32 protein-coding genes and 1 tRNA gene are annotated in these 26,811 nt (G+C 62.4%); 20 read left to right on the top strand and 13 right to left on the bottom strand.

Annotated elements, in window-relative coordinates; genetic code table 11:
* Positions 1 to 9 precede the first annotated feature (9 nt).
* The 5 genes from L540_RS14430 to L540_RS14450 all read right to left on the bottom strand — a co-directional run bounded on the left by L540_RS14430 (position 10) and on the right by L540_RS14450 (position 4,319).
* Positions 10 to 957 carry a 2-hydroxyacid dehydrogenase gene (locus tag L540_RS14430; RefSeq protein WP_043207498.1) on the bottom strand — a complete coding sequence of 316 codons (948 nt, stop codon included), beginning with the start codon at positions 955 to 957 and terminating at the stop codon, positions 10 to 12.
* A 9-nt stretch (positions 958 to 966) separates the two neighbouring features.
* Positions 967 to 1,428, bottom strand: coding sequence for a type II 3-dehydroquinate dehydratase (locus L540_RS14435; RefSeq protein WP_043207500.1), 462 nt, complete (start codon positions 1,426 to 1,428; stop codon positions 967 to 969).
* Between the two features lie 7 nt (positions 1,429 to 1,435).
* On the bottom strand, positions 1,436 to 2,053 hold the full coding sequence (locus L540_RS14440; RefSeq protein WP_043207502.1) for a glutathione S-transferase: 618 nt from the start codon (positions 2,051 to 2,053) through the stop codon (positions 1,436 to 1,438).
* Positions 2,054 to 2,080: 27 nt separating this feature from the next.
* Positions 2,081 to 3,079 carry an NAD(P)H-quinone oxidoreductase gene (locus tag L540_RS14445; protein WP_043207504.1) on the bottom strand — a complete coding sequence of 333 codons (999 nt, stop codon included), beginning with the start codon at positions 3,077 to 3,079 and terminating at the stop codon, positions 2,081 to 2,083.
* Between the two features lie 103 nt (positions 3,080 to 3,182).
* Entirely contained in the window at positions 3,183 to 4,319 is a 1,137-nt protein-coding gene (locus L540_RS14450) for an ABC transporter ATP-binding protein (protein ID WP_231584814.1), read from the bottom strand.
* 372 nt (positions 4,320 to 4,691) lie between these two features.
* On the opposite strand from L540_RS14450, the gene L540_RS14455 reads away from it, so the two are divergent.
* Positions 4,692 to 5,942, top strand: a complete 1,251-nt coding sequence (locus tag L540_RS14455; protein ID WP_043207509.1) for a flavin-containing monooxygenase — start codon at positions 4,692 to 4,694, stop codon at positions 5,940 to 5,942.
* Between the two features lie 23 nt (positions 5,943 to 5,965).
* On the opposite strand, the gene L540_RS14460 is transcribed toward L540_RS14455, so the two are convergent.
* Together L540_RS14460 and L540_RS14465 are read right to left on the bottom strand one after the other, a co-directional pair.
* On the bottom strand, positions 5,966 to 6,460 hold the full coding sequence (locus L540_RS14460; protein WP_231584817.1) for an RNA polymerase sigma factor: 495 nt from the start codon (positions 6,458 to 6,460) through the stop codon (positions 5,966 to 5,968).
* Between the two features lie 195 nt (positions 6,461 to 6,655).
* Complete coding sequence (locus L540_RS14465) at positions 6,656 to 8,116, bottom strand: phospholipase D-like domain-containing protein (protein WP_043207548.1); 1,461 nt, start codon at positions 8,114 to 8,116, stop codon at positions 6,656 to 6,658.
* A 133-nt stretch (positions 8,117 to 8,249) separates the two neighbouring features.
* Between L540_RS14465 and L540_RS14470 the strand changes: the two genes are divergently transcribed.
* A tRNA-His gene (locus L540_RS14470) sits at positions 8,250 to 8,325 on the top strand.
* Between the two features lie 25 nt (positions 8,326 to 8,350).
* On the opposite strand, the gene L540_RS14475 is transcribed toward L540_RS14470, so the two are convergent.
* The 6 genes from L540_RS14475 to L540_RS14495 all read right to left on the bottom strand — a co-directional run bounded on the left by L540_RS14475 (position 8,351) and on the right by L540_RS14495 (position 12,540).
* On the bottom strand, positions 8,351 to 9,526 hold the full coding sequence (locus L540_RS14475; RefSeq protein ID WP_043207511.1) for a site-specific integrase: 1,176 nt from the start codon (positions 9,524 to 9,526) through the stop codon (positions 8,351 to 8,353).
* The gene (locus tag L540_RS14480; RefSeq protein ID WP_043207549.1) at positions 9,502 to 9,723 is read right to left on the bottom strand and encodes a hypothetical protein; all 222 of its coding nucleotides are present in this window, start codon (positions 9,721 to 9,723) and stop codon (positions 9,502 to 9,504) included. Before L540_RS14480 ends, L540_RS14475 begins: the two co-directional genes overlap by 25 nt.
* A gap of 156 nt (positions 9,724 to 9,879) precedes the next feature.
* Complete coding sequence (locus tag L540_RS14485) at positions 9,880 to 10,275, bottom strand: hypothetical protein (RefSeq protein ID WP_043207513.1); 396 nt, start codon at positions 10,273 to 10,275, stop codon at positions 9,880 to 9,882.
* 3 nt (positions 10,276 to 10,278) lie between these two features.
* Entirely contained in the window at positions 10,279 to 10,434 is a 156-nt protein-coding gene (locus tag L540_RS21775; RefSeq protein WP_156185331.1) for a hypothetical protein, read from the bottom strand.
* Positions 10,434 to 10,634, bottom strand: coding sequence for a hypothetical protein (locus L540_RS14490; RefSeq protein WP_043207515.1), 201 nt, complete (start codon positions 10,632 to 10,634; stop codon positions 10,434 to 10,436). The genes L540_RS21775 and L540_RS14490 overlap by 1 nt, the downstream gene beginning before the upstream one ends.
* An 880-nt stretch (positions 10,635 to 11,514) precedes the next feature.
* Complete coding sequence (locus tag L540_RS14495; RefSeq protein WP_043207516.1) at positions 11,515 to 12,540, bottom strand: XRE family transcriptional regulator; 1,026 nt, start codon at positions 12,538 to 12,540, stop codon at positions 11,515 to 11,517.
* Positions 12,541 to 12,624: 84 nt separating this feature from the next.
* On the opposite strand from L540_RS14495, the gene L540_RS14500 reads away from it, so the two are divergent.
* The 18 genes from L540_RS14500 (at position 12,625) to L540_RS21265 (ending at position 26,437) form a co-directional block, all read left to right on the top strand.
* A complete protein-coding gene (locus tag L540_RS14500) occupies positions 12,625 to 12,879 on the top strand; it encodes a carph-isopro domain-containing protein (protein WP_043207517.1) in 255 nt (84 codons plus the stop codon).
* Between the two features lie 346 nt (positions 12,880 to 13,225).
* The gene (locus tag L540_RS21255) at positions 13,226 to 14,038 is read left to right on the top strand and encodes a YdaU family protein (protein WP_053073223.1); all 813 of its coding nucleotides are present in this window, start codon (positions 13,226 to 13,228) and stop codon (positions 14,036 to 14,038) included.
* Entirely contained in the window at positions 14,013 to 14,723 is a 711-nt protein-coding gene (locus tag L540_RS14510; protein WP_053073224.1) for a hypothetical protein, read from the top strand. The genes L540_RS21255 and L540_RS14510 overlap by 26 nt, the downstream gene beginning before the upstream one ends.
* Positions 14,724 to 15,014: 291 nt before the next feature.
* Positions 15,015 to 15,371, top strand: a complete 357-nt coding sequence (locus tag L540_RS14515) for a hypothetical protein (protein WP_043207520.1) — start codon at positions 15,015 to 15,017, stop codon at positions 15,369 to 15,371.
* Positions 15,368 to 15,661 carry a hypothetical protein gene (locus L540_RS21780; protein WP_043207522.1) on the top strand — a complete coding sequence of 98 codons (294 nt, stop codon included), beginning with the start codon at positions 15,368 to 15,370 and terminating at the stop codon, positions 15,659 to 15,661. The genes L540_RS14515 and L540_RS21780 overlap by 4 nt, the downstream gene beginning before the upstream one ends.
* A 537-nt stretch (positions 15,662 to 16,198) precedes the next feature.
* Positions 16,199 to 16,729 (top strand): phage gateway protein, encoded by a 531-nt coding sequence (locus L540_RS14525; protein WP_043207524.1) that lies wholly within the window; start codon positions 16,199 to 16,201, stop codon positions 16,727 to 16,729.
* Positions 16,730 to 16,739: 10 nt separating this feature from the next.
* Positions 16,740 to 18,248: a DUF3383 domain-containing protein gene (locus tag L540_RS14530; RefSeq protein ID WP_043207526.1), complete on the top strand. Its 1,509-nt coding sequence runs from the start codon at positions 16,740 to 16,742 to the stop codon at positions 18,246 to 18,248.
* Between the two features lie 56 nt (positions 18,249 to 18,304).
* Complete coding sequence (locus L540_RS14535; RefSeq protein WP_043207528.1) at positions 18,305 to 18,754, top strand: phage tail fiber protein; 450 nt, start codon at positions 18,305 to 18,307, stop codon at positions 18,752 to 18,754.
* Between the two features lie 9 nt (positions 18,755 to 18,763).
* Entirely contained in the window at positions 18,764 to 19,219 is a 456-nt protein-coding gene (locus L540_RS14540; RefSeq protein WP_043207529.1) for a hypothetical protein, read from the top strand.
* 90 nt (positions 19,220 to 19,309) lie between these two features.
* Positions 19,310 to 20,926: a hypothetical protein gene (locus L540_RS14545; RefSeq protein ID WP_043207531.1), complete on the top strand. Its 1,617-nt coding sequence runs from the start codon at positions 19,310 to 19,312 to the stop codon at positions 20,924 to 20,926.
* Positions 20,926 to 21,486 (top strand): phage baseplate protein, encoded by a 561-nt coding sequence (locus tag L540_RS14550; RefSeq protein ID WP_048026478.1) that lies wholly within the window; start codon positions 20,926 to 20,928, stop codon positions 21,484 to 21,486. The genes L540_RS14545 and L540_RS14550 overlap by 1 nt, the downstream gene beginning before the upstream one ends.
* Positions 21,483 to 21,791: a phage baseplate plug family protein gene (locus L540_RS14555; RefSeq protein ID WP_043207532.1), complete on the top strand. Its 309-nt coding sequence runs from the start codon at positions 21,483 to 21,485 to the stop codon at positions 21,789 to 21,791. The genes L540_RS14550 and L540_RS14555 overlap by 4 nt, the downstream gene beginning before the upstream one ends.
* A complete protein-coding gene (locus tag L540_RS14560) occupies positions 21,784 to 22,608 on the top strand; it encodes a baseplate hub protein (protein WP_043207535.1) in 825 nt (274 codons plus the stop codon). The genes L540_RS14555 and L540_RS14560 overlap by 8 nt, the downstream gene beginning before the upstream one ends.
* Positions 22,593 to 23,279 carry a Gp138 family membrane-puncturing spike protein gene (locus tag L540_RS14565; RefSeq protein WP_043207539.1) on the top strand — a complete coding sequence of 229 codons (687 nt, stop codon included), beginning with the start codon at positions 22,593 to 22,595 and terminating at the stop codon, positions 23,277 to 23,279. Before L540_RS14560 ends, L540_RS14565 begins: the two co-directional genes overlap by 16 nt.
* The gene (locus L540_RS14570) at positions 23,276 to 23,620 is read left to right on the top strand and encodes a hypothetical protein (RefSeq protein ID WP_043207540.1); all 345 of its coding nucleotides are present in this window, start codon (positions 23,276 to 23,278) and stop codon (positions 23,618 to 23,620) included. The genes L540_RS14565 and L540_RS14570 overlap by 4 nt, the downstream gene beginning before the upstream one ends.
* The gene (locus tag L540_RS14575; protein ID WP_043207542.1) at positions 23,613 to 24,803 is read left to right on the top strand and encodes a baseplate J/gp47 family protein; all 1,191 of its coding nucleotides are present in this window, start codon (positions 23,613 to 23,615) and stop codon (positions 24,801 to 24,803) included. Before L540_RS14570 ends, L540_RS14575 begins: the two co-directional genes overlap by 8 nt.
* On the top strand, positions 24,800 to 25,447 hold the full coding sequence (locus L540_RS14580; protein WP_043207544.1) for a DUF2612 domain-containing protein: 648 nt from the start codon (positions 24,800 to 24,802) through the stop codon (positions 25,445 to 25,447). Before L540_RS14575 ends, L540_RS14580 begins: the two co-directional genes overlap by 4 nt.
* Entirely contained in the window at positions 25,448 to 26,437 is a 990-nt protein-coding gene (locus tag L540_RS21265; RefSeq protein WP_053073225.1) for a hypothetical protein, read from the top strand. It abuts the gene before it with no gap.
* The last annotated feature ends 374 nt before the right edge of the window (positions 26,438 to 26,811 follow it).

The raw sequence follows: 26,811 nt of genomic DNA on the forward strand, positions 1-26,811 counted from the left end.
CCGCCGGTCTCAGTACCCCCGGGCGGGATCGACGCGGTTTTCGGGCGCAAGGCCCTGGCTGACGCGCAGGATATTGCTGGCGATCTGGGTGGCGGCCGAGGCCGGGATGGCCACCGAGGCCAGGTGCGGCGTGATGAGCACGTTGTCCATGCTCCAGAGCGGGTCGCCGGCGGGTAGCGGCTCGCGCTCGAAGACATCGAGCGTGGCGCCGCCCAGATGGCCAGAGGCCAACAGCTCGGTCATGGCCGCCTGATCGATGAGCGCGCCCCGGGCAACGTTGATGAGGGCCGCGCCGCGCGGCAGACGCATGAGGCGCTGCCTGTCGAGCAGGCCCCGGGTCTGCGGCGTGAGCGGCAGCATCACCACCAGGATATCGGCCTGCGACAGCACCGTGTCCAGGCTGTCCATGCCGGCGTGGCAGTCTATGCCCTCGATCTGGCGCGGGCTGCGCGACCAGCCGAGCACCGAAAAACCCTGGCGGCGCAGCTCTTGCGCGGCGCGGGCGCCCAGTTCGCCCAGACCCAGCACGGCGACCTTCCATTCCTCGGGCGCGCGGGGATGGCGGTAGGCCCATTCGCCGCGGCGGTGGGCCTGTTCGAAATAGGGGATGTCGCGCGCATGGCGCAAGGCGGCAAACAGCACATAGCCCGCCATCATGCGGGCCATGTTGGGATCGGTGATGCGCGTGATCGGAATGCCGGCCGGCAGATCGTCGCGGCCCACCAGCGAGTCCACGCCGGCGCCGAGATTGATGATCAGGCGCAGATTGGGCATCCCGGAAAAAAAGCCCGCGGGCGCTTTCCAGGCCAGGGCGTAGTGCACGGCCGCCGGATCATCGATCTCATCGGCGCGGACGATGCGCAGATCCGGTATCTGCGCATGCAAGGCATCGCGCCAGGTGCCGAAATCGTCGAACTCGCTATAGAAAACCAGCGAACCGGAAGGAGAAGGGCGCATGCCAGGGCCTCAGCTTGGTCGTTGTATCAGGCGCGACATGGCTTCGATCGCCAGTTCATAGCCTTCGCCGCCCAGCCCCGCGATCACGCCGTCGGCGGCCTTGGAGATATAGGAGTGGTGTCGGAAAGGCTCGCGCCGCCAGATATTGCTCATGTGGACTTCGATAATCCTGCCCGGGAAGGATAGCAGGGCATCGAGAATGGGCACGGAAGAATAGGTCAGCCCGGCCGCGTTGATGACCACGCCCTGGGCCTGGCCGCGGGCTTCCTGTATCCAGTCCACCAGCTGGCCTTCATAATTGGACTGCACGAAGCGCAGCGTCATGTTCAGCGAGGCGGCTTTCTTTTCGCAGCGCGACTGCAGCACCGGAAAGCTTTCAGAGCCATAGGTCTTGTTGGCGTCCAGTCCGTAGAGATTGGCATTGGGGCCGTTCAGGAACCAGACGGTGGATGCGGGGGGGAGGGGAGTCATGGTCGCTTCAAGCCTCATGAGGAATGGTCGCCTGCATCGCGGGCAGGGCATGGAAGGCGCCGAACCACTCGGCGGCCCGGGGATGGCGGTCGCGCCACGTCAGCTCCGGGAACCGGAAGTCCAGATAGCCCAGGGCGCAGCCGATGCTGACCTCGCCGATGGTGGGGCGCGCGCCGGCCAGCTGCGGAGCCAGCGCTTCGATGGCGTCAAGGCTGGCGCCTACCTTCAAGAGCTGGGCCTCGCGCCAGTCATCCCATTGCTTGTCGGCGGGGCGGGCCGTGCGTTCATAGCGCGCCAGCAAGGCTGCATCGAGCAGACCGTCGCCCAGGGCCTGCCGGGTCAGCGCCCGCCAGCGCGCCGGGCCCGCCGCCGGAAACAGATGGTCGTCGCCGGCGGCGCTGGCCAGGTATTCGCAGATCACCCGGCTGTCGTACAGCGACTGGCCGTCGTCCAGGATCAGCGTGGGCACCTTGGCCAGCGGATTATGCGCGGCGATACGGCCATCGCGCCGTATCGGATGGGCGGCGCTGTCCAGCCATTGGATCTGCCCGGCCTGGCCGGTCAGGTGCGCGCACACCATCACCTTGCGCACATAGGGGGAGGTTGGGGCGTATAGCAGCTTCATGGCGGTCTCCGGTTGTTGTCGATGCCTTCAGGGATGCAGCACCAGCTTGCCGAAGACCTTGCCGCTCTCCAGCAATTGATGCGCGCGCGCGGCCTCGGCCAGCGGCAGGGACTGGAACATCTTGGGGCGGATGCGGCCATCGGCCACCAACGGCAGCACATGGCGCCGCAGGGCGGCCGCCATGCGCGCCTTCTCGGCGTCGGTCTGCGGCCGCATGGTCGACGAGTGCAGGCTCAGCTGCTTCTGCATCAGGGTCAGCAGCTCGATGCTGACGGCCGAACCCTGCAGAAAGGAGAGGCTGACATGGCGACCGCCAAAGGCCAGGGCTTGCAGATTGCGGCGCACATAGTCGCCGCCGACGATGTCCAGCACGACGTCCACGCCCTTGCCCTGCGTGAAGCTATCGCAGGCGGCCACGAAGTCAGTGTCGTGAAAGCAGATGGCCTCGGAGGCGCCCAGTTCGCGCAGGGCGCCCAGGCGCTCGCGCTCGCCATCGGTCACGATGACGCGCGCGCCGGCGGCATGCGCCATCTGTATCGCCAGCGTGCCGATGCCGCCACCGCCGCCATGGATGAGCACGCTTTCTCCCATGCGCAGGCGGCCCAGCTCAAAGAGGTTGTGCCAGACCGTGAACAGGCCTTCGGGCAGGGCGCTGGCCGCCTCATCGCCCAGCTCCTCCGGCACGGGCAGGGAGTGCTCCAGACGGGCCACGCACCAGGGGGCATAGCCCCCGCCGGCCAGCAGGCTCATGAGGCGCTTGCCCATCAGGTCCTGGGGCACGCCGGGCCCGCAGGCGACGACCTCGCCGCAGGCCTCCAGACCGAGGACATCGGTCACGCCGGGGGCCGGCTTGCTCAAGCCCTGGCGTTGCATGATGTCGGGCCGGTTGATGCCGGCCGAGCGCACGCGCAGCAGCACTTCGCCGGCGCCGGGCGTAGGCACGGGCCGGCGGGCCAGCGTCAGGACGGAGGCATCTCCCGGTTCGCGGGCGATGATGGCTTGCATGTCGTTAGGGTATTGGCTCATGGGCGTTGGGGATGCAGACGAGTGGAAATCGGCGGCCCATGCGGGCCGCCGGGATCGGGACCCGCCTTGTCGCGGGTCCGGCCGCAGAGCGCCAGGCCCGCGTTCAGGACGGCGCGTTGAAGACGCTGACACCGTGGCTGGGCAGGGCCAGGCCGGCCACTGCTCCGACGGGCCATTCATGAATGCAATTCAGGTCGGCGCTGCGCACCATGACGTGCTGGCGTCCCTCGACGGGGACGTGGACATCCAGGTAGAGATCCACGTGGTCGCCTTGGAACACATGGTTGACCACCGTGCCGCTCAGGACGGAACCGCTATGCAGGCTTTCCAGCTTGATGTGTTCCGGACGCACATAGACATCCAGGCGATGGCCTTCGTAGGAGCCGCCGACCAAACGATCGCGCGGGATGGTCGTCAGGCCCGCGCCCAGGCGCAGCTGGATGGTCTCGGCATTGGCGCCGTGGTAGTGCGCGGGCAGGATATTGACGTCGCCCAGGAAGGACGCGACGAAGGGATCCCGCGGGTTGCGATAGAGCTCATTGGGCGTCGCGATCTGCTTGATGACGCCCTGGTTCATTACGGCGATGCGGTCCGACATGCTCAGGGCCTCGCCCTGGTCATGGGTGACAAAAATCGTGGTCACGCCCAGCTTGCGCTGGATATCGCGCACCTCGACCTGCATGGCCCCGCGCAGGCTCTTGTCCAGCGCGGAAAACGGTTCGTCCAGCAGCAGCACCTTGGGACGTATCACCAGGGCGCGGGCCAGCGCCACGCGCTGCTGCTGGCCGCCCGATAGTTCGCGCGGCTTGCGTTGACCCAGACCGTCGAGCTTGACCAGGGCCATGACCTCGCGCACCCGCTCGGCGATCTCCGCGGCCGGCTTGCGGCGCATCCGCAGGCCGTAGCCGATGTTGCGCTCCACCGTCATGTGCGGAAAGAGCGCGTAGTTCTGGAACACGATGCCGATCTGCCGCTGGTAGGGCGGCAGGGTCGTGACGGGCTTGCCGTCGATGAAGATTTCGCCCTCGTCGGCGTCGGCGAATCCCGCGATGAGGTTCAACAGCGTGGTCTTGCCGCAGCCCGAAGGCCCGAGCAGGGTCAGGAATTCGCCCTGCTCTATCTTCAGGCAGACGCTCTGCAGGACGGTATGGTCGCGGTACTTCTTTACCACTCCTTCCAGGCTGACCGCGCTGGAAATATCGGAGGCGTGGTTGCGATTCTGCATGGCTGCGGGACTCACGTTTTTTTCCGGGGGTGTGTGCTCGGCTCCAGAACCACGGGCATGCCATCGCGGGCCGAGCCGCTCTTGATGGGTTCAAGAATACGGCAAAGGGGGTGCCCCAGTGCTTTGTCGATGCTGATGGGGGGCATCGGAAAAACGAAATACCGCCCGGACGACGCGCCCCGCTGGCGCGCGTCCCTGGCCGCGGGGCCATTTGCTTTTTCCTAAGTCAGCCGTCCGAAAAACGAAGTTATCAAGCCAGATGTTCTGCCGCACACTGCGTGGCAATCGTCAGGCGGGCACGCTTTTGGTGCTTGCCGGCCAGTTCTTCCTTGATCTTCGTGCCGGACTCGAGACGGACCAGGTCTCGACACTCTTTAGGATCTTGACATGCCAATTGAAAAAACAAACACGCTGGTGGTCGGCGCGGGACAGGCCGGTATCGCAATGAGCGAGCATCTCAGCGCGATGGGCATCCCGCATATCGTGCTGGAGCGCAAGCGCATCGCCGAACGCTGGCGCTCGGAGCGCTGGGACTCCCTGGTTGCCAACGGCCCCGCCTGGCATGATCGCTTTCCCGGCTTGACCTTTGACGATGTCGGGCCCGATGTGTTTCCGCCCAAGGAAAGAATGGCGAAGTATTTCGAAGACTACGCCAGGATGATCAAGGCGCCCGTGCGCACCGGCGTCGAGGTCAAGCATGTCAGGCGCAACGAGAAACGTCCGGGCTTTACCATCACGACCTCCGATGGCGTGATCGAAGCCCAGCATGTCGTGGCCGCCACCGGACCGTTCCAGATTCCCAGCTACCCGAGGATCGTGCCGGACAGCGCCGGCATCCAGCAACTGCATTCCTCGGCGTACAAGAATCCCGCCCAACTGGCCGAAGGCGCCGTGCTGGTGGTGGGCGCGGGCGCGTCCGGCTCGCAGATCGCCGAAGAGCTGCGCAAGGCCGGCCGCACGGTCTACCTGTCGGTGGGCGAGCATTACCGTCCGCCGCGCTCCTACCGCCAGCGCGACTATTGCTGGTGGCTGGGCGCCCTGGGCATGTGGGATGAAGTCAAGAAAAAGCCCAAGCGCGAGCACGTGGCCTTTGCCGTCAGCGGCTACGAGAACGGCAAGACCGTGGATTTCCGGCGCCTGGCGCACGAAGGCATCCAGCTGGTGGGCATCACCAAATCCTATGACAACGGCGTGCTGCACTTCGAAGACAATCTGGCGCGCGATATTGCGCAGGGCGATGAGGATTATTTCGAAGTGCTGCGCGAAGCCGATGCCTATATCGAACAGAACGGCCTGGACCTGCCGCCCGAGCCCGAGGCCTGGAAGCTGCTCAGCGATCCCGAATGCCTGACCCATCCCATCCTCAGCCTCGACCTGGCCGGCGCCGGCATCCGCACCATTTTGTGGGCAACGGGTTTCAAGGTCGATTTCAGCTGGATCGAGCTCGATATCTTCGATGAGAAAGGCTATCCCATCCACAAGCGCGGCATCTCGGCGGAAAAAGGAATTTACTTCCTGGGCCTGCCCAACCTGACCAACCGGTCTTCGTCATTCATCTGGGGGGTGTGGCACGACGCGCGCTATATCGCCGATCACATCGGCATCCACCTTGATTATCTTTCCTACAAGAAAGAATAAGCCAGGCGCCGGCCGAGGAGGGCTCAGTCCTGCAGGGACAGGCCCTGGGCCAGCAGCTTGAGACGCAAAGCCTGGCGCGCGCGCGACAGGCGGCTGCGGATCGTGCCCACCGGCAAGCTCAGCTGGTGGGCCGCTTCTTCATACGAGATATCGTCCAGGCTCATCAGCAGGAGGATGTCGCGCATCGGCGGCGGCAAATCCTCCAGCGCCCGCACCACTATCCTCAGCATCTGCCGGTGTTCGGTGATGGTGCGCGGACAGGGCGTTTCGCAGGCGAGATGTTCCAAGGAACTCACGGCCACGAACTCGAAGCGCCGCTCGGGCGCGCGCGACAGATGGTTGCGCACCAGATTGAGCGCGATGCCGTACAGCCAGGTCGACAGCTGGGAATCCCCCCGGAACGTGCCCAAGGACCGCGCGGCCTCCATGAAGGCCTGCTGGGTCAGATCCTCGGCTTCGCCATCATCGCCGATATATTTGACGATGAAACGCCGCAGGCGGCCGGTGTGTGTTGCCACAATCTCCCGGAAAAGGCCTTCGTCCGCGCTCGCAGGCGGGAGCGCGGCATAGGCTGGCATCGCGGGAAGGCATTCCATGGTGACGATCAATACCGGGGTGATGGCGCGACATTTTTCATCAAAATACTATATTTGATACATAACCAGCAACTATCTGAAATAAACATTATCGAAAATACGCCCTCAGGCATTGCGCTACAGATAGGGTGTGGCCAGCCAGATGATTTTGTTGCGCAGGCGGTAGGCAAAGGGACGGCCGAGCAGGGACTCCTGCGTCACCTGGCGGGCCTGGGCGATCCGGGCATCGATCCGGGCGGCGATCCACTGCGCCAGCCGCGCATCGTAGATCTCCGTATCGAGTTCGAAATTCAGCCGCAGGCTGCGCGGGTCCAGATTGGACGACCCGACATATGACCAGACGCCATCCACCGTCATCAGCTTGGAATGATCAAAAGCGCCGCCAGCGCGCCACACCCGGCATCCGGTGCGCACGATCTGGTCAAGCTGGGCCTGCATGGCGTAATCCACCAGGCGCAGATTGTTTTTGTCCGGAATGACCACGTCCACCGTCACCCCGCGGCGGGCGGCCGTGGCCAGCGCCCCGATCAATGTCTGGTCCGGCAGAAAATACGGCGACTGAATCCGCACGTGCTGCTGGGCGACCGCCAAGGCGCCCAGCAGCATATTCTGGTTATTGCCCAGGGCGCGGTCAGGCCCCGAAGCCACACAGCGCACCGGCACCGTCCCGGCCGGTTCCGCCAGCCTGGCTGGAAACCACGGCTCGCCGACCAGCGTTTCGTGGGTCGTGAAACTCCAGTCATGCGCAAAGACCGACATCAACTGCCCCACGACCGGCCCGTGCAACTCGAAATGCGTGTCGCGATTGGTCCGCGCGCCCGACAGGGCCGAGACAAAGGCCGCGCGCACATTCATGCCGCCGGTCAGCCCATGGCGGCCGTCGGCCACCAGGACCTTGCGGTGGCTGCGCAGATTGGCGTAGGGCATGCGCAAGACTCCCAGGGGATTGGTCATGAAGCGGGCCGTGGGCACACCCCCCTTGGCCAGCATGCGCACAATCGGCGGATGCGAATAGCGGCTGCCCACCGCATCGATCAGCACGCGGACCTGCACCCCGCGAGCCTGGGCCTCGATCAAGGCCTCGGCGATCTCCCGCCCGATGGGATCGTTGTCGAAGATATAGCTCTGCATGGCGATGCAGTGCTTGGCCTGGCGGATGGCCGCCAGCATGGCGGGATAGGCCTCGTCGCCGCCGTCGAGCGGCCGCACCCGGTTGCCGCCCAGCAGCTGGAAGAAACTCAGCCTGTCGCCCAGCTTGCGCAAGGAGGCGAACTGCGGGGCGCTATAGGGCACCACATCGCCCAGCGTGGCCGAACTGAGCACATCCAGATTGGCCACCACCGCCTCGTCGCGCTGTTGCGACACCAGGCTGCGGCGGATCCGGTTGATGCCCGCCACGAAATAGAGCAGGGCGCCGAAGATCGGCGAAAACAGCGCCACGCCCACCCAGGCGATGGCGGCCCGGACATCCTGCTTGGTCATGGCCGCGTGCACCGCCGCGCCCGTCCCCGCGATCACACTGATGGCAAATACCAGATGCGGCCAGTATTGATTCAGAAGTTCGTCGATACGCTCCATGGGCATCCCACAGGACTGGCGCCGCCCCGCGCGGCTTCTGTTTCCGCGCAAGGATAGCAAGCCTGGCGCCCTGGTCAATCAGCCCTTGGCACACTCCCTAATTTTCATGCTAGAATTCCTCTTCTTTGCAGCGGTGGCTGTAGCTCAGTTGGTAGAGTCCCGGATTGTGATTCCGGTTGTCGTGGGTTCGAGTCCCATCAGCCACCCCACCGAATTCCTATACATTACAGGCACTTAGGTGCCTGTTTTGTTTTCTCGGGGAACATTCGGGGTAATGGCGGACTCCAGCCGGGCCATTTCAAGGTCGTCGTGAGCGCCGTCCAGCCACTTGGCATACGTGCTCAGAAACACCTGAATGCTATGCCCCATCTGCTTGGCGCAGAATGCCGGGCGCATCCCAGCCATCAGCATCATCGTCGCGTAGGTGTGGCGGATGTTGTACGGACGCCGGTATCGGATGCCCAGGATCTTCAGGGCCGGGGACCAATAGCTGCGCCGGAAGGCGCGCTCGTCCTTCCATGCCGTTTCATACCTGGGATCCAGCCAAACCTCCTCGCCGCGCATTCGAGAATGCTTTTCCTGCCGCTGGAAAGCGGCAAAGCTGCGGCTATTGAGCTTGACCAGGCGCCCGGTATTGGTCTTCGTGCGGGACTTTCGCTCGCCGCGGACAATGGCTTCCACGATTTGCGCGGTCTTGTCCCTCACGTCGATGTTCGGCCACCGGGTGCCAAACACTTCAGAGGTGCGAAGGCCGGTAAAGAACCAGGCCTCGATCATGTTGTAGACGGGTTCCGGATATTTGTCCGCCGCATAGGCAATAATGGCCTCGGCCTCTTCCAGGCTGAAGGGGTCGGGCGGCTCCTTTTGGTGCTTGGCCCGGGGCACCCCTTCAGCGGGGTTTTCAGTCAGAACCTTATCCCGCACCGCCAGTTCAAGAGCCTGCCGCAGAACGGAGACATAGTTGTTCACCGTCTTTCCAGACAGGTCCGGCCGGCTGGCTATGACGGTCAGGATGTGGCTGAGCTTCAGGCGGCGCAAGGGAATTTGCCCAAGGCGCAGACCGTGCTTGTCGGCGATCCCATTCTTCCAGAACTTTATGGCGCTGGAATACCCGTCCTTGGTTGAATTTTCGATACGCTGAGACCCTACCCATACGTCGAGCTGGCCGCCTGCAGTGCCGTCCGCTTCGGCGACAGACTCCGGGAAGTACTCGGCCATGCTGAAAGTGCCATGACGGATCTTCTCGCGGATTTCGATCGCCAGGCGCTCGGCATATCTGATGTTGGCGGGTGTCGGCGGCATGGGCGTACCGTTCACCTTAAGCGTCTCCCGCTTTTTGGCGCCCTCAAGAGTGAAGGAAATCCGGATAGATTTTTCCCGGATCTCTACGCCTGTCCCTTTTCTACCCATTGTCGATACCCTGCCATTGAAATAAAAATTCCGCCGTCGCAGGAGCGGATCCACTCACGGCCCTCGATCCATTTGCCGGCCTCGATCTTGCGGCGGATCGCCTTTTCCGTAAGGCCCGTGATGGTGGCGGCGAGCGCTATCGTCACGTAGGGCGCCGGCGCGACCTGCACTGCAGGCTCTACCGCACGTTGCAACATATGGTCTCCAAAACAAAGCCCGCGCCAGGCAGGCGTCCAATCTTCGCGGGTCGTTTCCAGCAGGCGCTGGAGGATGTCAGTCATTTGGACTTGACGCCGAGGCCGTGCCCGGCAGGCCTGCTTGTAGGCCAGCGGGAGCAGCTGATGTCCGGGCGATCATTCATAGTGGTCCGTCGGTCGCGGGGCCGGGGCGGCGCGACCCTCCGTAACGATGCTGCGCGGCTCGCCGAAGTGCTGAGCCTCGTGTCCGGTGAGGACCCAAAGAACATGGTGCAGGTTCACCTGGCCGGCGCGCTGCTGGCGGTCGGCCAGAACGGCAGCTCGCACGCTGTCGCCGTCTCTCATTGGAACGCCGCTCACCGTCGCGGTGGGCGCGGCGGTGGACTTGAGGTCCGCGATGATGGCTCGGAGATCGTCAACGAGGATGGCCCCGGCCGTGGCGCGATGGATGGCCCGGCGCATAAGGTTATCGAGCGCCATATTGCGCGCACGCTCGGCGCAGGCCTGGGGCGCGGTTATTTCACGGGCGGGTGCTTCGGCTGCTTTGTTCATGATTTACTCCTTCGCCGCATAGGCGGCCGTGCCGCGCTCATCCTGGGCGACCAGATCGCGGTACTCGATTTCTTGGCTGAAGAGCCAGAGGGCCAGCACCAGCAGGAGCTTCCAGCCGTGCCGGCGGAGGTCGGGGTCTTGGAGGAAGCGACGGATCATCACCGGATCCCTCCCGCCGCTTCCGCCTCTCCAAAACAGTACGGGCCGCCCAATTGGGCGGGATGCACGGTGGGCTGCTGCCCGCGGATCCGACAGCCGGTGTTCCAATCCTTGCCGCGATGCTTCGGTGTGCCGCTGGCGCCATCGGGCGCCGTGGGTATGTCGTAAAAGGCTGGGCCGCCGTCATCGAGCATCGCCATGTATTTCTCCTGTGCAAGACCATGGCGGCGTCAGTCGGCCGGCCGCCGGGATAGGCGGCCGCGGGGCCGCGGAGGATGAACAGGGCGGTGCTCACGCGGCGGCATTCGTCGCGTCGGCCCCTTCATTTGTAAAGGCGTTGGATATGGCCTCCTGGTATTCATCCGCCAGGCGCTCTGTCAGGCGAGGCGCTGACTTTCTTCCCTTCGGCGGCAGTCGGACAGGAATCGCCAACGGGCCTTTGTTCAAACGTCCTCCAGGTTCATCAAGATGCAAACCCGCTGGGATTTGCATTCAGATGAATCTGGCGAGGCAGGGCGGCCCGCCTCCCGTCGCATCGGGCTGGCATCCGATGCGCCGTCTTGTCCGTTTCCGGGCCTCCACGGCTCCCCGCTATTCGTATCCAGCCCGGGTGGCTGCATTGCGATTTACCGTCCTCGCCAACGACGTAGTCCGGCCTGGTTGGTCGCCCGGGCCAATAAAGAGCGGGTGCTGCTGGCAACGCTGCCGCGCGGTTTGTTCAGCGCATAGGCGCATTGTGCGGCAAGAAAAACTAGCGTACAAGAAAAACTAGCAATCAAGGTGTAATGATGCAGTGGCTGGACCGCCAGGTCCGAACGCAAAAAAAGCCCGCAGGGGCGGGCTCGGAGAGAGGATTGCGGCGAGGACTAAGGGGGCAACTTCGGTCCAGCCAGTTTTAGCGCCGTGTTGGCTCTTCCGGCTCGGCTTTTCTCGTTCGGGGCTTTCAGTACCGCCCTCGCCGTGATGATCTTCATCCTGGGTTTGAATTTCCGGCAGCCCTCGGGGTGGAGCACCATCCGCCGAGGCGCACGGCCGGCATGCGGCTTGCTTGTCGAGCCAGAGAGCGCCAACGCATTCGGCTCACGAACGGGTCCACTGCCCCGCCTCATCATCCCGAAGCCTCGCGCCCGCCCAGACAACCTGGCCCAGCACCCGCACGGGATGCCCGTTCTCGAGTGGGACGTCGGGATAGGCAGGGTTGAACGACCGTGCCACCCAGCGTCCGGAGACCCGGTCCTTGGCCACCGTCTTGACGATCATCCTGCCGTCGTAGTTGATGGCATAGACGCCTCCGGCGGCCAGCTCCCGCAGGGTGAGGCTTTCGTTCGGAACCACGAGCAGGGCGGCGCCGTCCCGGATGATGGGCTCCATGCTGTCGCCCTTTGCATACACCACGCGGCCCCGGCCGCCATCCGCGCCGACCGACCGCAGGAAAGAGCGTCGGAAGTGGATGAAGCCGGTCTGGTCTTCGGCATGGTTTTCGATACCGCCGCCGGCCGATAGCCGCACGTCCGCCAGTTCTGGCACCTTTTCAAAGCGGTCATTCGCTGCTGGCGCGTCTCCCGCCGCAACGTTGGCGATGACCGAGTCGGAAAGGCTCAACTTGAGGGAAGCTTCCCGCTCCATTTGCTTCGTGGTCTTGCCGCCTTCCCAGGGAGCAGGGGCGCTTGGCGCCGGCATGGGGAAGTCGTCCCGCGCTTCTTCGAGTGAGTACAACGACCCCGTTGACGGCGCTCTCGAAACCTCAAGGCCTATCTCCAGCTGACCAAGGGCGAGGGCGATCGCGCCCTCCAGCCTGTCGAGCTGGACGGGGGTCAGCTTTCTGATCCGTTCTTCGGGGATGGAAAGGAAGGGCCAAGCGGTGGCGGCGAGCTTGTCTTCGCTCCTTGCATCCCGCGGCGCGGCCGATTGGCCGACTGCCAAATACTCCGCGGTCGTGCCCAGCGCCTTGGCCACCGCTTCCAATCTTGCCCGCTTGGGAGCCGTCTTGCCGTTTTCCCACTGTTGAACTGTCTGCCAAGACACCGAAACGCGCTCGGCGAGTTGCTCCATTGACAGCCCGAGCGCCTCGCGGAGGGATTTGATGCGTTGGTGAATGGTATTCATGCGCGGCAGGTTAGCACAAGACTATCTTGTGTCATTGCAGGAATTTCTTGCGCTGCTAGTTTTTCTTGCATTAGGATGCGAGGTATGGATAAGAACCCCCACATCTCGGCGGCAATCGCCAACGCTGGCGGCCCAGTGGCGACGGCGCGCAAGACGGGCGCCAACAATTATCAGACGGTCCAACAGTGGCAGAAGTCTGGGAACGTGCCTGCCGAATACGCCCCAGCGCTGGAGCGAGCGTCCGGGATCTCGAAGCGGCTTCTGTGTAAGCAGTGGGCCATGGTGTGGCCTGAGCTTGCCCCCCAGTCGGAGGTTATCCGGCAAGAGGATGTGCCGTGACTCGATGCAAAGCCGCAGAAGCCATGCCGTCAGACGGCCAAGCCTTGCGATCCCGCTTGCCGCGCAGCACGCGGAAGAGATCCATCGCCGCGGCCTCGGGCGGTTTTTCAACGGCGCGTCGGGTTGCCGATCCGGAAAAAAAGCCCGCCCGCATCCATGCTGTGACTCACGCCGCAACTCCATGAATTTCTCCTAGAGGACGATCAGTGCATCCCTGGAAAGCCCGCTGCGAGGTCCGGTACTGCCGCCAGATCGATCCACCGGTCTGGTGCATCGAACAAGTACAGGCCCAAGGACTGGAGGTTCCCGCCGGGGCATCGCGCGCCGCGGGGCGCTTGGAGCGCGCATGAATTACTACCCGCATCACATCGGCGATTTCCGGTCTGGAACCGTCAACATGTCGCGCCAGCAGCGCTGGATCTATCGCGACATGATGGACGTCTATTACGACACCGAGAGGCCGTTGCCGGAAGATCTGGATCTGCTGTGCCACATGATCGGCGTCGAAACCGATGAAGAGCGCCGCATCGTTGAGCGCCTTCTGCGCTTCAAGTTCGTCAAGGCCGAGGACGGATACCGCCATGAGCGCTGCGAAACCGAGATTGCCGCTTACCACCAGAAAGCAGCCCAGGCGCGAGCAAATGGCAAAGGCGGAGGGCGTCCTCGCAAGCAATCCGTAGGCCAGGAGAAACCCAGCGGGTTTCCATCCGGTTCCGCTACGGATCCCGGCAGCACGCAGGGAGAAATCGGATCGCAAGCTAACCAAAAACCAATAACCAGGAGTACTTCCGTTCCTAACGGAACGGGCGGCGCGCCGCCGGAGCCGCCTTCGGCGGCCGAGTTGATTTTCTCGCTGGGGCTACCCCTGCTGACCACCGCCGGCGTCTCCGAGAAGCAAGCTCGCGCGATGCTCGGCATGTTTCGAAAACAGCACGGCGATGAGGCCACGGTGCGCGCCATCCAGCAATGCGTGGATGAGCAGGCCCTCGAGCCCGTTGGCTACCTGCAAGGGGTGCTGAGAACCGCGCCGAAATCGTCATATGCGCCCCGTCCGTCCAGCAGGGCGCAGGAAAACGATGATTGGATGAGCAGGCTCTGGGACGACGCGAAACCGCGAGACAGGGAGACTTTCGATGCAACAACCGGCCAGCCCGTTTGAGGCCGCGCAGGCGCTTCCGATGCCTTGGGTGAAAAAGCTCTTCCAACGCTTTGCCGCGATGTATGGCGACAAGCTGCCCAAGATGTGGAGAAGGGTGCCCGAGGAGCAAATGCATGCCATCTGGGCCGAGGATCTTTGCGGATTCTCGGGCCATGAGATTGTGGTGGGGCTGAATGCCTGCAAACAGCGGGAGTGGCCGCCCACGCTGCCGGAGTTCATGAAGATGTGCCGGCCATGGATGAATCCGGAGGTGGCGTACCACGAAGCCGTGGCCGGCATGGCGTGCCGGCGCCACGGAGACAAGGGACAGTGGTCTCACCCGGCGATCTATTGGGCGGCCGTCAACACGGGCTCCCACAATCTATTGAACAGCACCTACACGACCATGAAAGCCCGTTGGGAGCGGGCGTTTTCCGACGAGCTGGCTAAGGACGACTGGCATCCGGTCCCTGATGTCCACGCAGCGCTTCCCGCTCCCGGGCAGACGAGGGCCACCCGAGCGCAGATTGACCCCGAGATTGCAAAGATGGTCGAAAGCGCCCTGAAACCCAAGCGCGATCCCAAGGCCTGGGCCAAGACCATCCTGGCCGAACAGGAGAAGAAGGGCGGACGCCGACATGCCCATGCCGTCTTGATCATGGCCAAGCGCGCGCTTGGCATTGAACTCGCGCCGGGGGAGGTGTGATGGAGATCCCGATCCGCCCGCACCCGCCAGGCGTCAATGGCGATTGGCGGCGCCTGAGCAAAGGCCATTGGGCTGGGAGGCGCCGGATTTCCGAGCAAGGACGCGGCTGCGGTCAGGCAGTGCAGGCCTTCGTGGGGAGTCAACGGCTTCTCCCGAAGGGAATCCCAGACAGCCAGCGCATTGAGCGCCGTGGAGTTCATAAGGGCAGAGCGCCGAGGGCATAGATCAAACGCGCCTAGCCTAGCGCGCTGGGCGCCATGACAGACATCCCAAACTACAAGGAAGCCGCTAATGGAAAAATTGACAGGAGATGACCTGCTTTGGAACTGGGCCAGGTGGTGCTGGTCCGGCGCGACGGTAGGGAATATGGAGGCTTATGTCTCCAGGGAGGATGACCGCCGGCCCATCAATGCCGATCACGCCCGGGCGGTCGAGGCCATGCACGCCAGCCTGCCGCGCCATGAGCGAATGGTGATTATTGCCGAGTATCCCCAGAAGAATGCCAAGTTTGGCAACCTGACCGCCGCGCAGCGTAGGACGGCAGCCCGCCGCTGGATCAGGTCGACCACGGGAGTGTCGCTGGGAGAGACGGAATACAAGCTGTACCTGGGTCTGTTCCGGGATCAAGTTGAAAGGAGGCTGGCTTGAAATACGCGAAGGAAGTCATTGACCTGCTGGCCGCTTATCCGGGCCGCCGGTTCAAGATGAAGCAAATCATCAACTACGTGGATCCCCGGGCAGACGCCCGGCAGCGTGCTGTTCTACGCACCGGAGTCTGGCGCGTCTTGGTGGCGCTGGAAGAGAGCGGGCAGATCGGCAGCAACAGGGAGGAGGCGGCCGCCCGCGTCCATGTCGAGTATTGGTGGTCCGTCATAACAACGGTTCCTGGTGGTTCATGTCAAGAACCATCACAATACGTCCGGGCTCTTGCGTCCTGAAGAAATGTGATCTCACACAGAAATTTCGAGCCTTCAAGGTGGTTTATTCCATAGGCGAGCTCGGCGGCTTTCTTCTTCGGCGCCACGTTGCGTGGGAGTGCATGAAGACCGCTGAGGCGTCAGGCAAAAAAACATCAAGGGCGATATCGAAAACGCTATCAACGTCGCGGTGGACAGCTTCGTGATGCGCCCCTGCGCATTCGCGCGCAAGACCATCACCGCCTGATCGATGGCGCCGCACAGAAGGCCGGGGAAACCCGGCCTTTTTTTTGGAGTCGAGATGTCTCGCCTCTATGTCTACAGCGCCTGAGTCCAGGATGCTGTTGCTCATATCCGGCGCCGGCTCGGATGACCCCGTGCCGGTCGCGGCCGATTGGATGCGCGCCACCCGCGGCCCTTCCATCCGCGCCGGAAGGGGTCGATAGCCATGTCGTGGAGAAAAAACGTGATCTCAAGCATCAACCCGCCAAGTCCGGTCGCCGGCGGTCTGGACACCGAAAAACGCTACCGCATCCTTTGTGTGGACGTGGGGCCTGCATGATACAGAAACAGCTTGAGGCAACCGTCCGCGATGCGCTGGTGCTGTTGCTGGCAGAGCAGGGGATTACCTTGCCGGTACTAGCGGCTCCCCCCCGGCCGACGGAGCAAGGCAGCGTGGACGACGGGATCTACTTTTTCCTGCTCAACCGCGGCAAGCGTGGTTGGCAGGCGCGCAAGTACCACGATGACGGCGAAGGACTGACGGCGACGGAGTCCCAGATCAACGAATCGATGTATCAGTACCAGGCCTTCGTCGAGAACGACCCTGACTCGCCGACACAGCTACTGGCCTCGGATGTCCTGGCCGTCGTCCGCGGCGTGCTTCAGTCAATGAGGTTTACCCAAAGCATGACGGCGGCGGGCATCGGCGTGCAGCGCGCGACGGAAATAGCAATGTCTTCGTTCGTGAATGAGGGGAGCAACTCCGACTTCAACCCTAGTTTCACCATCATCTTCACCCACCATCGCAACATCACCCAGGCCACGGCGCACATCGAGCAGATTGTGTCGGGCATTCATCGAATTTGAGGGAAATGATATGTCCATCAAAATGACTCGCTACGTCCGGATCATCAGTGCGGTGATCGGCGCTAATGCCGTCGCCCAGCAACAGCTGACCGGCCGGCGCTTTACCACCGACCCGCGCGTGCCTGTCGGCAAGATCGTCTCTGTGCGCCCGGGCGGCGCTGACGACTACTTCGGTTCGGATTCGCCCGAGGCGGCCTTTGCACGCCAGTACTTCTCCTACGTCAGCCCGGCGCCCGCCTCCCAGGCGCCGGAGTTGCAGTTCGCGGCTTATCCCGACGCGGCGCGGCCGGGGCGCCTGTACGGCTATCGGATCTCGGCCAGCCTGGCCGACTTCCAGGCCGTCACTGCTGGCGAACTCAACATCAAAGTCGGCGAGTTCGACTACGCGCTGACCGGCATTGACCTGTCGGCCGCCACAAGCCTGGCCAGCGTGGCGCAGCTGGTCACGGCGGCGATAGGCACGGCGGCCACTGCCCAATCTGGCGCCACCGCGACCGCGACCTATGACGCCATTGCCGGCGCTTTCTCCGTGGAGTCCGCGGTGGCGGGTCCGGGGGCCATTGTCGTGTCGCCGGCCTCCAGCAGCGACCTCGGCGCCATGATGGCGCTGCTGGGGGCCCAGGCGATCAGCTCGCCGGGGTCTCTCCCCATGACGCCCCTGGAGGCTTTCCGCGCGGCCGAGAGCGTGACCGATTCGTTTGGTTCGGCCTCCTTCGGCGTCGCGGTGGCCCTGGAGGACGCGATCCCCCTGGCGGAATACGTTTCAGGCGAAAACGTGAAATACCAGATGTACTGGTCCGTGAGCTCGGTGACGGCCGACGCCTGGAATGCCGCCATGATCGGAACGGCTTCCACCGGTTTGATCCTGAATGGCACGGCGAACGAGTACAAGGAAGCCCTGCCGATGGCCGTGATGGCGGCGACCGATTACGACCGTACCAACGCCACCATCAACTATATGTTCCGCCAGTCTGGCGTCACGCTCACGTCCGATGTGACGGACGACCAGATGGCGGACTTCTACGATGCCCTGCGAGTGAACTACTACGGCCAGACGGCCAGCGCGGGCCAGAACATCTCGTTCTTTCAGCGCGGCTACCTCATGGGTGGCGCGACCGCCCCGCTGGACATGTCGGTGCATGCGAATGAGCAGTGGCTCAAGGCCTATATGACCGCTCAGCTGATGAGCCTGCTTTTGACCACGAACAAGATTCCGGCCAATAACGATGGCCGCGGCATGGTCATGGCCATCATTCAGGACGGCGTCAACAAGGCACTGAACAACGGCACCATCTTGATCGGCAAGACGCTGACCGAGCTGCAGAAGGTCGCCGTGGGCCAGCTCACGAACGACGCTCTGGCGTGGCACGACGTGCAGGACAAGGGTTACTGGTATGACGTCAGTATCGCGCAGGAGACGGGCGAATCCGGCGTGACCGAGTACACGGCCAAATACACGCTGGTCTATTCCAAGGGTGACATGATCCGCAAGGTGGAAGGCTCTCACAACCTGGTGTGACCGGGAAGCAAACATTTTTGACGGCTTGCGAGCCGTCTTTTTTTTGAGGATCAGACATGTTCGATACTTCCGCTATCGGGGTCGCCCTGCGCTGCGTTGCCAGCGAGTCCTTCCCCTTCGGCTTCACGATTACCGAATTCGCCGACGATGCCGACCCCTTCGATATTCCGGCCATCGACATCGCCACCGCGGTGATGAACCTCAACGGCGATCTGGTGGTGTACAACGCGCCGACACCCATCTCCATCACCCTCAGCGTGATTCCGGGCAGCGATGCGGACAACAACCTCGCGGTGGTCTTCGAGGCGAACCGTGTAGCCAAGAACAAGCGTCAGGCGCGTGATCGGATCACGCTGGTGGCCACGTTCCCGGACGGCACCGTCCTGACGCTTAGCGAGGGCAAGATGACGAACGGCATGCCCGGCAACTCGGCGGCGTCCGCTGGCCGTCTGAAGTCGAAGTCCTATACCTTCGTTTTCCAGAACCTTTTCCGCATCCGCGCCTAAGGGCCCGCCATGGCTGACCTGCTCAAGCCTCGCGTCGTCATGGTGAAAAACCGTGATGGCGTCGAGAAGGCATTCACCATTTCCCGCCTGCCGGCCACGGTGGCGCGGGAGGTGATCGCCAAGTATCCGCTGTCCAATATTCCCAAACTGGGCGACTACCAGACCTCGGAAGAGGTCATGAAAAAGCTCATGAGCTATGTGGCCGTGGATCTGGAGGGCCGGGAGCAACGCCTGACCACCCAGGCGCTCATCGATAACCATGTCGACGACGGTATCCAGCTGATGAGGCTGGAGGTCGAGATGATCGAGGAGAACACCGGTTTTTTCGGACTCGGCGGGCAGCGCGGTTTCCTGGACTGCCTGTTGGAAAAGTTTCTCCTATCGATTACGCCAATGCTGACCCCTTTATTGGATCAATTGTCAGCTCAGGACTCGCCCGACTCGTCGAGCTCAAGACCGAAATAGACCTGGAGGAGGCGATGGACCTCTGGGAGATCGCCACGACCAACAAGGTCAATGAAATCCGCGCGATGGAAGCGGAAAAAAGGAAGTGAGATGGCCTTGCTGGACGCGCTGACCTACATCATCGATGCGGACAACTCCAAGCTGAATAGGGAGATCGACAAATCGAAGAAGAAAATCGACGAACTCAGTGAATCGCTGCGGACGGCCGAGGGCCGGGCGGCGACGATGGGAGAGAAGGTCAAAGGGGCCCTCTCCCGGATCCGCTCGTCGATGGTGGACATTCTGGCCGACTCTCAGGCGCTGCAAAGGTTCAACGACCATGTCCGTGCGGTCGAGCAGATCCGGAGTACCAGCGAGACGCTGGGGGTGGCCGTTGGCGACGTGGACGCCTTCGGCAAGGCTGTCGAGAGGATGGGAGGCGATGCGCAGGGCGCGCAAGAATCCTTGACCAACATGGCTCAGTCGATAGGTCAGGCGCTTGAGGACGTCGACTCCGGCCAGGCCCAGACGTTCAGGGCACTTGGCATCAGCCTGAAGGATGTCGACGGCGACGCAAAAAACGCGGCGCAGGGCCTGATCGAACTTGCCGGCGCCGTCGAGGGAATGGGGCGCGGGCAAGCGGTTTTTCGGATCAATCAACTCGGCATCACGGACAGCCCTACGGTCGAACTGCTTCTCAAGGGCCGCCAGGAAGTCGAGCGCATGCTGCGCGTCCAGAAAGAACAGGGTGTCATTAGCAGCGGGGCCGCCGAACGGGTGCGGGCCTACTCGGAGACGCTGGCCAAGCTGCGGCAGAGCGTCGGCGTGGCTACCGGGGGGATCGTCGATTTGATGCTTCCGGCCGTCACATGGTTCATCGAAAAGCTTGACTCGGTGGTCAAGTGGGTGAATAGCCATGAGACGCTCGTCGCGGGGTTCTTCATCGGCCTGTCGACCATTCTGACCGTGATGTTCCTGCCGGCCATGATTTCGACAACCGCGGCGATGTGGGCCTTGGTCGCCCCTTTTCTCGCGGTAGCGGCCCCGATCGCCGCCGTGGCGGCGCTCTTTGCGGCGCTGTATGACGATGTGATGAACTTCCAGGAAGGGAATGATTCATTCATTGGGCAGCTCTCCGAGAGGTATCCGATCGTCGGCCAGGCGGTCTCGCTGATGGCCGGGGAGGTCAAGGCGGCATTCCAGCGGAGTGTCGACGCCATCGAGGGAGCTTGGGAGAAGATCAAGGGATTCCCGGAGAAGGCGATCGGCGCGTTCTCCGCGATGGGCGCGGCCATCAGCGATATCTTCGACGCCATCGTGAATGTTGTTAAGAGCGCATGGACCTATGTGGGCAGCATTTTCGACAGTGTGTCTTCGGCCATCAAGAAGATTGGCAAGTGGATGGGATTTGGCGGTGGCGATGATATCCAGGTAACGCAGGAAGCGATGTCGCAGGGCCTATCGGATGCCGAGGCAAGGGCCGCCGACAACATGAGGGCGGCGCAAGCACAGCTAGGCCAGGCGGGCGCGAACCCTATGAACCCGGTGACATCGAATGCGATTTCGAACACCAGCAACGCGCGCACCGAGAACAATATCCAGGTGGGCCCGGTCACGGTTCAAACGCAGGCGACCGACGCGCAGGGCATCAGTCGAGAGATGGGCAGCGAGTTGAAAGACCAGCTTAAGAACGTTCAGGCGGATTCAGCCACGGGTATGGAGCGGTAATGCAGCTATTAGACGCCCTTTCAACGTCCACGCAGCAGCAGGTTTCGATTCTGGACTCCGAGACGTTTCAGATCATCTTCGCGTCCGCGGAGCCCATGCGGATCAACGTCAAGGAAAAAAAGCGGGCCACGAAGTTTGCCGTGGAGGACGGAACCGACCGCTCCGATCATGTCGTCCGCGAGCTGACGAATATCGAGATCGAATTTCTGTTGGTCGACGATACGCGGAATCAGTTTGAATCTTTACGCCAGGCATTTGAGCAGAACAAGCTCGTCACGGTTCAGACCAAGGTTCGATCCTACGAGAACATGCTCATCGTGGATGTTCCGCATAATGAAACGCCCGAGCTGGGGACCGCGATAAGCATCCCCATCCAATTGCAGGAATGGGTGGAGGTGAAATCCGCTTTCGGCGAGCTGCCGCCTGAAAAAGTGGCGAACAAGAGCCAATCCAGCACCGTAAAACGGGGGCAGCAGACCACCAGAGATGTCGACCCCGAAACGAAGAAAAAGGCGGGCGTCATGGATGATTGGGGTAAAACGGCGAGAGGTCAAAAATGAGGCTGTTAGATCTGCTGGCGGTGCCGAATCAGACGTTTTCGGCCACGATCAACAGCGTTTTGTGGGAGCTGACCATCAAGGTCGCGCGTGGCACGATGCTGGCTGACGTCCGTCGTGATGGCGTGGACCTGGTTTTGGGGCAGCGGATCGTCGCCGAGTTTCCCATCCTGCCGTACCGATACCTTGGCCACCAGGGCAACTTTGCCATCCTGACTCGGGACGGCGAATTGCCATGGTGGGAGGAGTTTGGGCGCTCGCAGTCGCTGATTTACCTGGATCCTTCGGAGGTCGGCCTCGATGATTGACCTACGCGCCATTCGGATCGGGATAGAGGTCTCCGGTCGGATGAACTACTACAGCGCGGCGGATGGGATGCGGATCCGGGCCAGCGGCACGAAGTACGCCAACGCCACGCAAAATGAATGCACGGTCACGATCTCCAATCTGAGGCGCGAGACCCGGGATTTCCTCCTGACCGAGACCAGCCCTTTCAATAAGAACCGTACGCCCAAGCGGCTGGTCGTCGAAGTGGGGCGGGTATCGACCGGCCTGTTCAAGGTCTACACGGGGGACATCATCAGTGCCGAGCCGAGCAGTCCGCCGGATGTCGACATCGTCCTGAAGTCCAAGACGGGCAACTCGGCGAATGGGAAGGTGGTCTCCAAGAGCGCTCAGGCCACATCGAAGCTATCGGCCATCGCCGCGGCGGTGGCGACGGACATTGGCGCCACGCTCGACTTTCAGGCGCAGGACAAACTGATTGCGAACTACACCTATACCGGCGGTGCGCTGGGCCAGGTCAACCGGCTGGCGGAAGCGGGCGGGGTCCGGGCATTCGTGGATGACATGAGACTGATTGTGCAGGACTTCGACAAGGCCGTGAAAGGCCGCGTCAAGATCCTGAATATGAATAGCGGCATGGTGGGGATTCCCAAGGCCACAGAGAAGGGCGTGGAGGTCACCTACCTGATCGACGGCGAGTCGGTCCTGGGTGGAACGCTACGCCTGGAGAGCAAGTTCAACCGGTCGCTCAACGGCGACTACAAGATCGACCAGCTGAAGTTCAACGTGGCCAGCCACGAAGATCCTTTTTTCTATGAAGCGACATGCAGCCGACTGTAGCCCCCGATATTGACGGCGCGGACGATGGAAGCCTGTCAGCCGTCCTGAAGTCCTGGATACGTGCCTTCGTCCGCGAGAACCTTGACGATATGCTGCCGGCCCAGGTGGTCTCCTATGACGACGCCTCCAACCGCGCCGTGATCAAGCCGCTCATCATGATCGGCACGACGGATGGGAAGAAGATTTCGCGCGGCAGCATCCCGAACATCCCGGTGTTCCGCTTCGGCGGCGGGGGCTTCTTCATGCGGTTTCCCATCAAACCCGGGGACTTCGGATGGTTGAAGGCGAACGACCGCGACGTTTCACTGATGTTCCAGCGCGGCGGCGGGGAAGACTGGCCGAATACGGAACGGCTGCATTCATTCTCCGACGCGATGTTCTTCCCCGACACGATCAAGGATTGGGCGATCGATGGCGAAAACGCGGACGCGCTGGTACTGCAGTCCATGGATGGCGCGACCAGCCTGGCGTTGCATGACGGGAGAATCGTCCTGAAAGGCGCTGAGTTCGTGGTGGAGACGGAAGCCATGACGGTCAAATGCCCCACGCATTTCGAGCAACCCATCCGCGCCGACCACGGCATGGATCACGATGGTGTCCGAATCGACAAGAGCCACGGACACACGAATGTACAGAACGGACCGGCGACTTCCGGCGGGGTGGCAGGATGATCACGTTTCAGACTGACGAGAACAACGACTTCGTGACGCTTCCCAACGGGAACCTCGCCATGGCGATGGGCCGCGATGCGGTCGCCCAGGAGGCCAGGCACTTCGCGGCCACGGTTCGCACGGAGATGATCCACGCCTACGACGAGGGCATTCCGTTCCTGCGCGAGACCTTTAGCAAGCAGCCGAACCTGGCGCAGTTTGAGGCGTCCTTGCGGCGTCGCTTGCTGGACACGCCCGATGTGACGGGGATACTGAGCTTGGCGACCCGGATCGAGGGCGAGACGCTGGACTACACGGTGACGCTACAAACCACATACGGCACGGTAACGATATATGGCTGATTACAGTTTCATCGCGAATCGCGGCGTCATCGTCGCGGACACGGCCGCCACGCGCGCGCAGGTGGAAGCCGAATTCCGGGCAGTGTTCGGCGCGGATATGCCGACAGATCCGGCCACCCCCCAGGGCATGCTGATCACCCGCATCACAGAGGAGCGGGATGCGATCGCCCGTAACAACGCCGAGCTTGCCAACCAGATCAATCCCAATTTGGCGGGCGGTGTCTTCCTGGATTCCCTGGTGGCCCTGACCGGCGGCCGGCGCCGCAGTAGCGTCCGGTCCCTGATTGTTGACGCTGTTCTCGGCGGCGTGCCCGGAACGAATGTTCCAGCCGGCTCGATCGCGGAGACAGCGCTAGGCGAACAGTTCGCGCTGGTGAACACGGTGGTGCTTGACTCCGCGGGAACCGCCTCAGGCAACCTGCGCGCCCTGCAGGAGGGCGAGATTGTCGTTCCTCCGGGCGGGCTGAACACCGTTGCGTCGAGCGTGCTCGGATGGGAGACCATCACGAATCTTTCCGCCGCGATCCCAGGCCAGCGGGAAGAAAATGACGTCTTGCTGCGGCGTCGGCGCGCGCTGACCTTGGCGCTACAGACGACCTCGATCAACGAGGCCATCGTCTCGCGGCTTTATGACATCGAGGCCGTTCGGTCCTGCTACTACTTGGAAAACTACGCGGACGTCGATCAGTCGGTCGAAGGGATTCCGATGCGCAAGCACAGCATCTGGGCGTGCGTGGAGGGCGGAACCGATATGGAGGTCGCGCAGGCGATCTTTGAAACTAAGACTGTCGGCGGGGGCTACAACGGTGCCGTTGTGGTCCAAGTACCGGATCCTGTGAATGCCCGGCTGTACGAGGTCAAGTTTGACCGGCCGCAAGAGGTGACGCTGTTGATCCGGGTCACGGTTCGCGCCAGCACGCTTGACGTGCAGCAGCTCATCCCGGACCTGGTGATGAACTACGTCAACGGCGAGATCGAGGGCGATGTCAGTTTCGTGGTCGGAAGCGACGTTTCGCCGTTTGAGATCGCCAGCGCGATCAACCAACAGGAACCATCGATATTCGTCAAGAAGGTTGAAGTGTCGGTGGTCGGATCAGGGACCTGGTCGGCAGACACCATGGAGATCGCTGCCAACGAGATCGCACGCACACAGCGCAGTTCGATTCAGGTGGTGATCGCATGAACGGGACCCAATTATTCGACTTCTCGGTCGACCTGATGCGGTCCATCCTCTGGCAGTACGAGGGTGCGCCGCGCGCCATCGCGCTGGCTCGGGATGATCAAGCTTGGATTGACGGCCATCACTCGGAGTTTTGGCGCAATTGGCATCGGGACGTCTTTGACCTGGATACCGCCAACGAGTTTGGCCTTTCGGTCTGGGCGAGGATTCTCGGGGTGTCGCTGGAGATCGGCGCATCGCGGCGCGTGGAAGGCGTGTTCGGGTTCGGCGTTACCAACGCCAACTTTGAGAACGGCAACTTCGGGCGGGCCAGCGATGGCCAGGTGAGCCTGGATATCGAGTCCGCGCGCAAGCTGCTGAAGCTGCGCTGGTTCCAGCTGACCGTGCGGCCGACGGCGCCGAACATCAACCTCGCGCTGGAGGCTGTGTTTGGAGCGGGAAAGGTCTTTGTCTTCGATCACTACGATATGACGGCCACCTTCCTGTTCTCCAGTACTCCCGACTACAGGCTCAGACGCCTGCTTGAACAGACCGATATTTTGCCGCGGCCGTCTACGGTCGGGATCAAGTGGGCGGTGCAGGTGCGCCCCGCTTGGGGCTTCGGCCCGAATCACCTCAATTTCAGTAACGGAAACTTTGGAGCGTAAATGGCTACCAGGATCTATAAGACGCCGTTCGCGGCGACGGGCGACAAAGAGGCGCTGGCCGCTGAGGACCAACCCGACGGCAAGGTGTCGCTGCAGGCCGGCTGGACGCCCGACTACGAGCTGCCCGACGACAACGCGAACTATCGCCCGGTCGGCCGTGCCGAGATGAACGGAATCATCGGGGAAATCACCGAAGGCCTTGGCGAAATGCAGTTGAATGGCTTTGCCAAATGGCAGACAGTCGACGGTGGTTGGCCTATGGGGGCATACGTCAATCATGGCGGAGGAATATTCCGGTCCACGGCTAGCAACAACACGAGCACCCCGGCGCCCGGGGATGGAAGTTGGGCTGTTGCCTTTCCCTTGATTTTTTCCATCACCGCACTGCCTATGCAGGATATCGGCCCCGTCATCGTCGCCGAGTGCGCCGAGGTCTGGACCTGGTCCGAAAGCCAGTACTTTACCGGCTACCGCTCGCCCCTCTGCGGGCGCCCGCTTGATGGGCACACGTTGACGCCGCTGGTGAGCGAAGTGGACGCGACCGGCGGACTGCTGTCGAAGATGAGTTACGCCCGGCTGTGGGGCTACGCGCAGGAGCAGGGCCTTGTCAAGACCGAGGCTGAGTGGCTGGCGAACCGGGGAGCTCATTGGTTCACGGACTACTCGTCGACCCAATTCCGAGTGCCGGATCTGCGCGATATGTTCCGCCGCTTTAGCGGAACTGACGCTGACACTGCAAATGCAAGAGTCCTGGGTAGTCGCCAGACGGACGCCATGCAGCGCATGACGGGCCGACTTTCATTGGTGACCGGGAGCGGTTACGGCGAGGGAGTCTTCGCCAACGACCCGACGTTGCTCACGGCGCAGATTCAAGCTGGCTATGTGCCCAATAACATCCCCGCAATCAAATTTGATAATGCGATGCAGGTTCGTACCGCGTCGGAAACTCGCTCCACCAACACTGCCTTTCACCCCCGGATTCATGCATGAATTCTCGGGTGGAAGGCAGTGTTCTTCGGGCGGGTCTCTTTGCCTCCATTGGCTTTGATGACACCCGTTGCCTGCAATGCGGCCGAGGAAGACTGATAAACGGTGCGACCATTACCAGACGTGACGCCATAGGCATCACGCTCCACAAGGAGCGTCAACGAAGCTTCGTTGATGGCCTCATTCTGGCGGCTACCTATCACCCTTGCATTTGCAGTGGCATGGACGCTAGGAATGGATGCGGGGGTGATAGGCAGCGTTTGAGCCCCTAGTTTCGGTCGACGTGCGCGCTACGCGACTGGAGTCAAATTCCAGATTGTGCAATTGCTGGGATGGGGATGTCGACGTTTCATATTGACCGAAGACTCCCCAAGGAA

Origin of the sequence: Bordetella pseudohinzii (assembly GCF_000657795.2) — a bacterium.
Taxonomy (GTDB): Bacteria; Pseudomonadota; Gammaproteobacteria; order Burkholderiales; family Burkholderiaceae_B; genus Bordetella; species Bordetella pseudohinzii.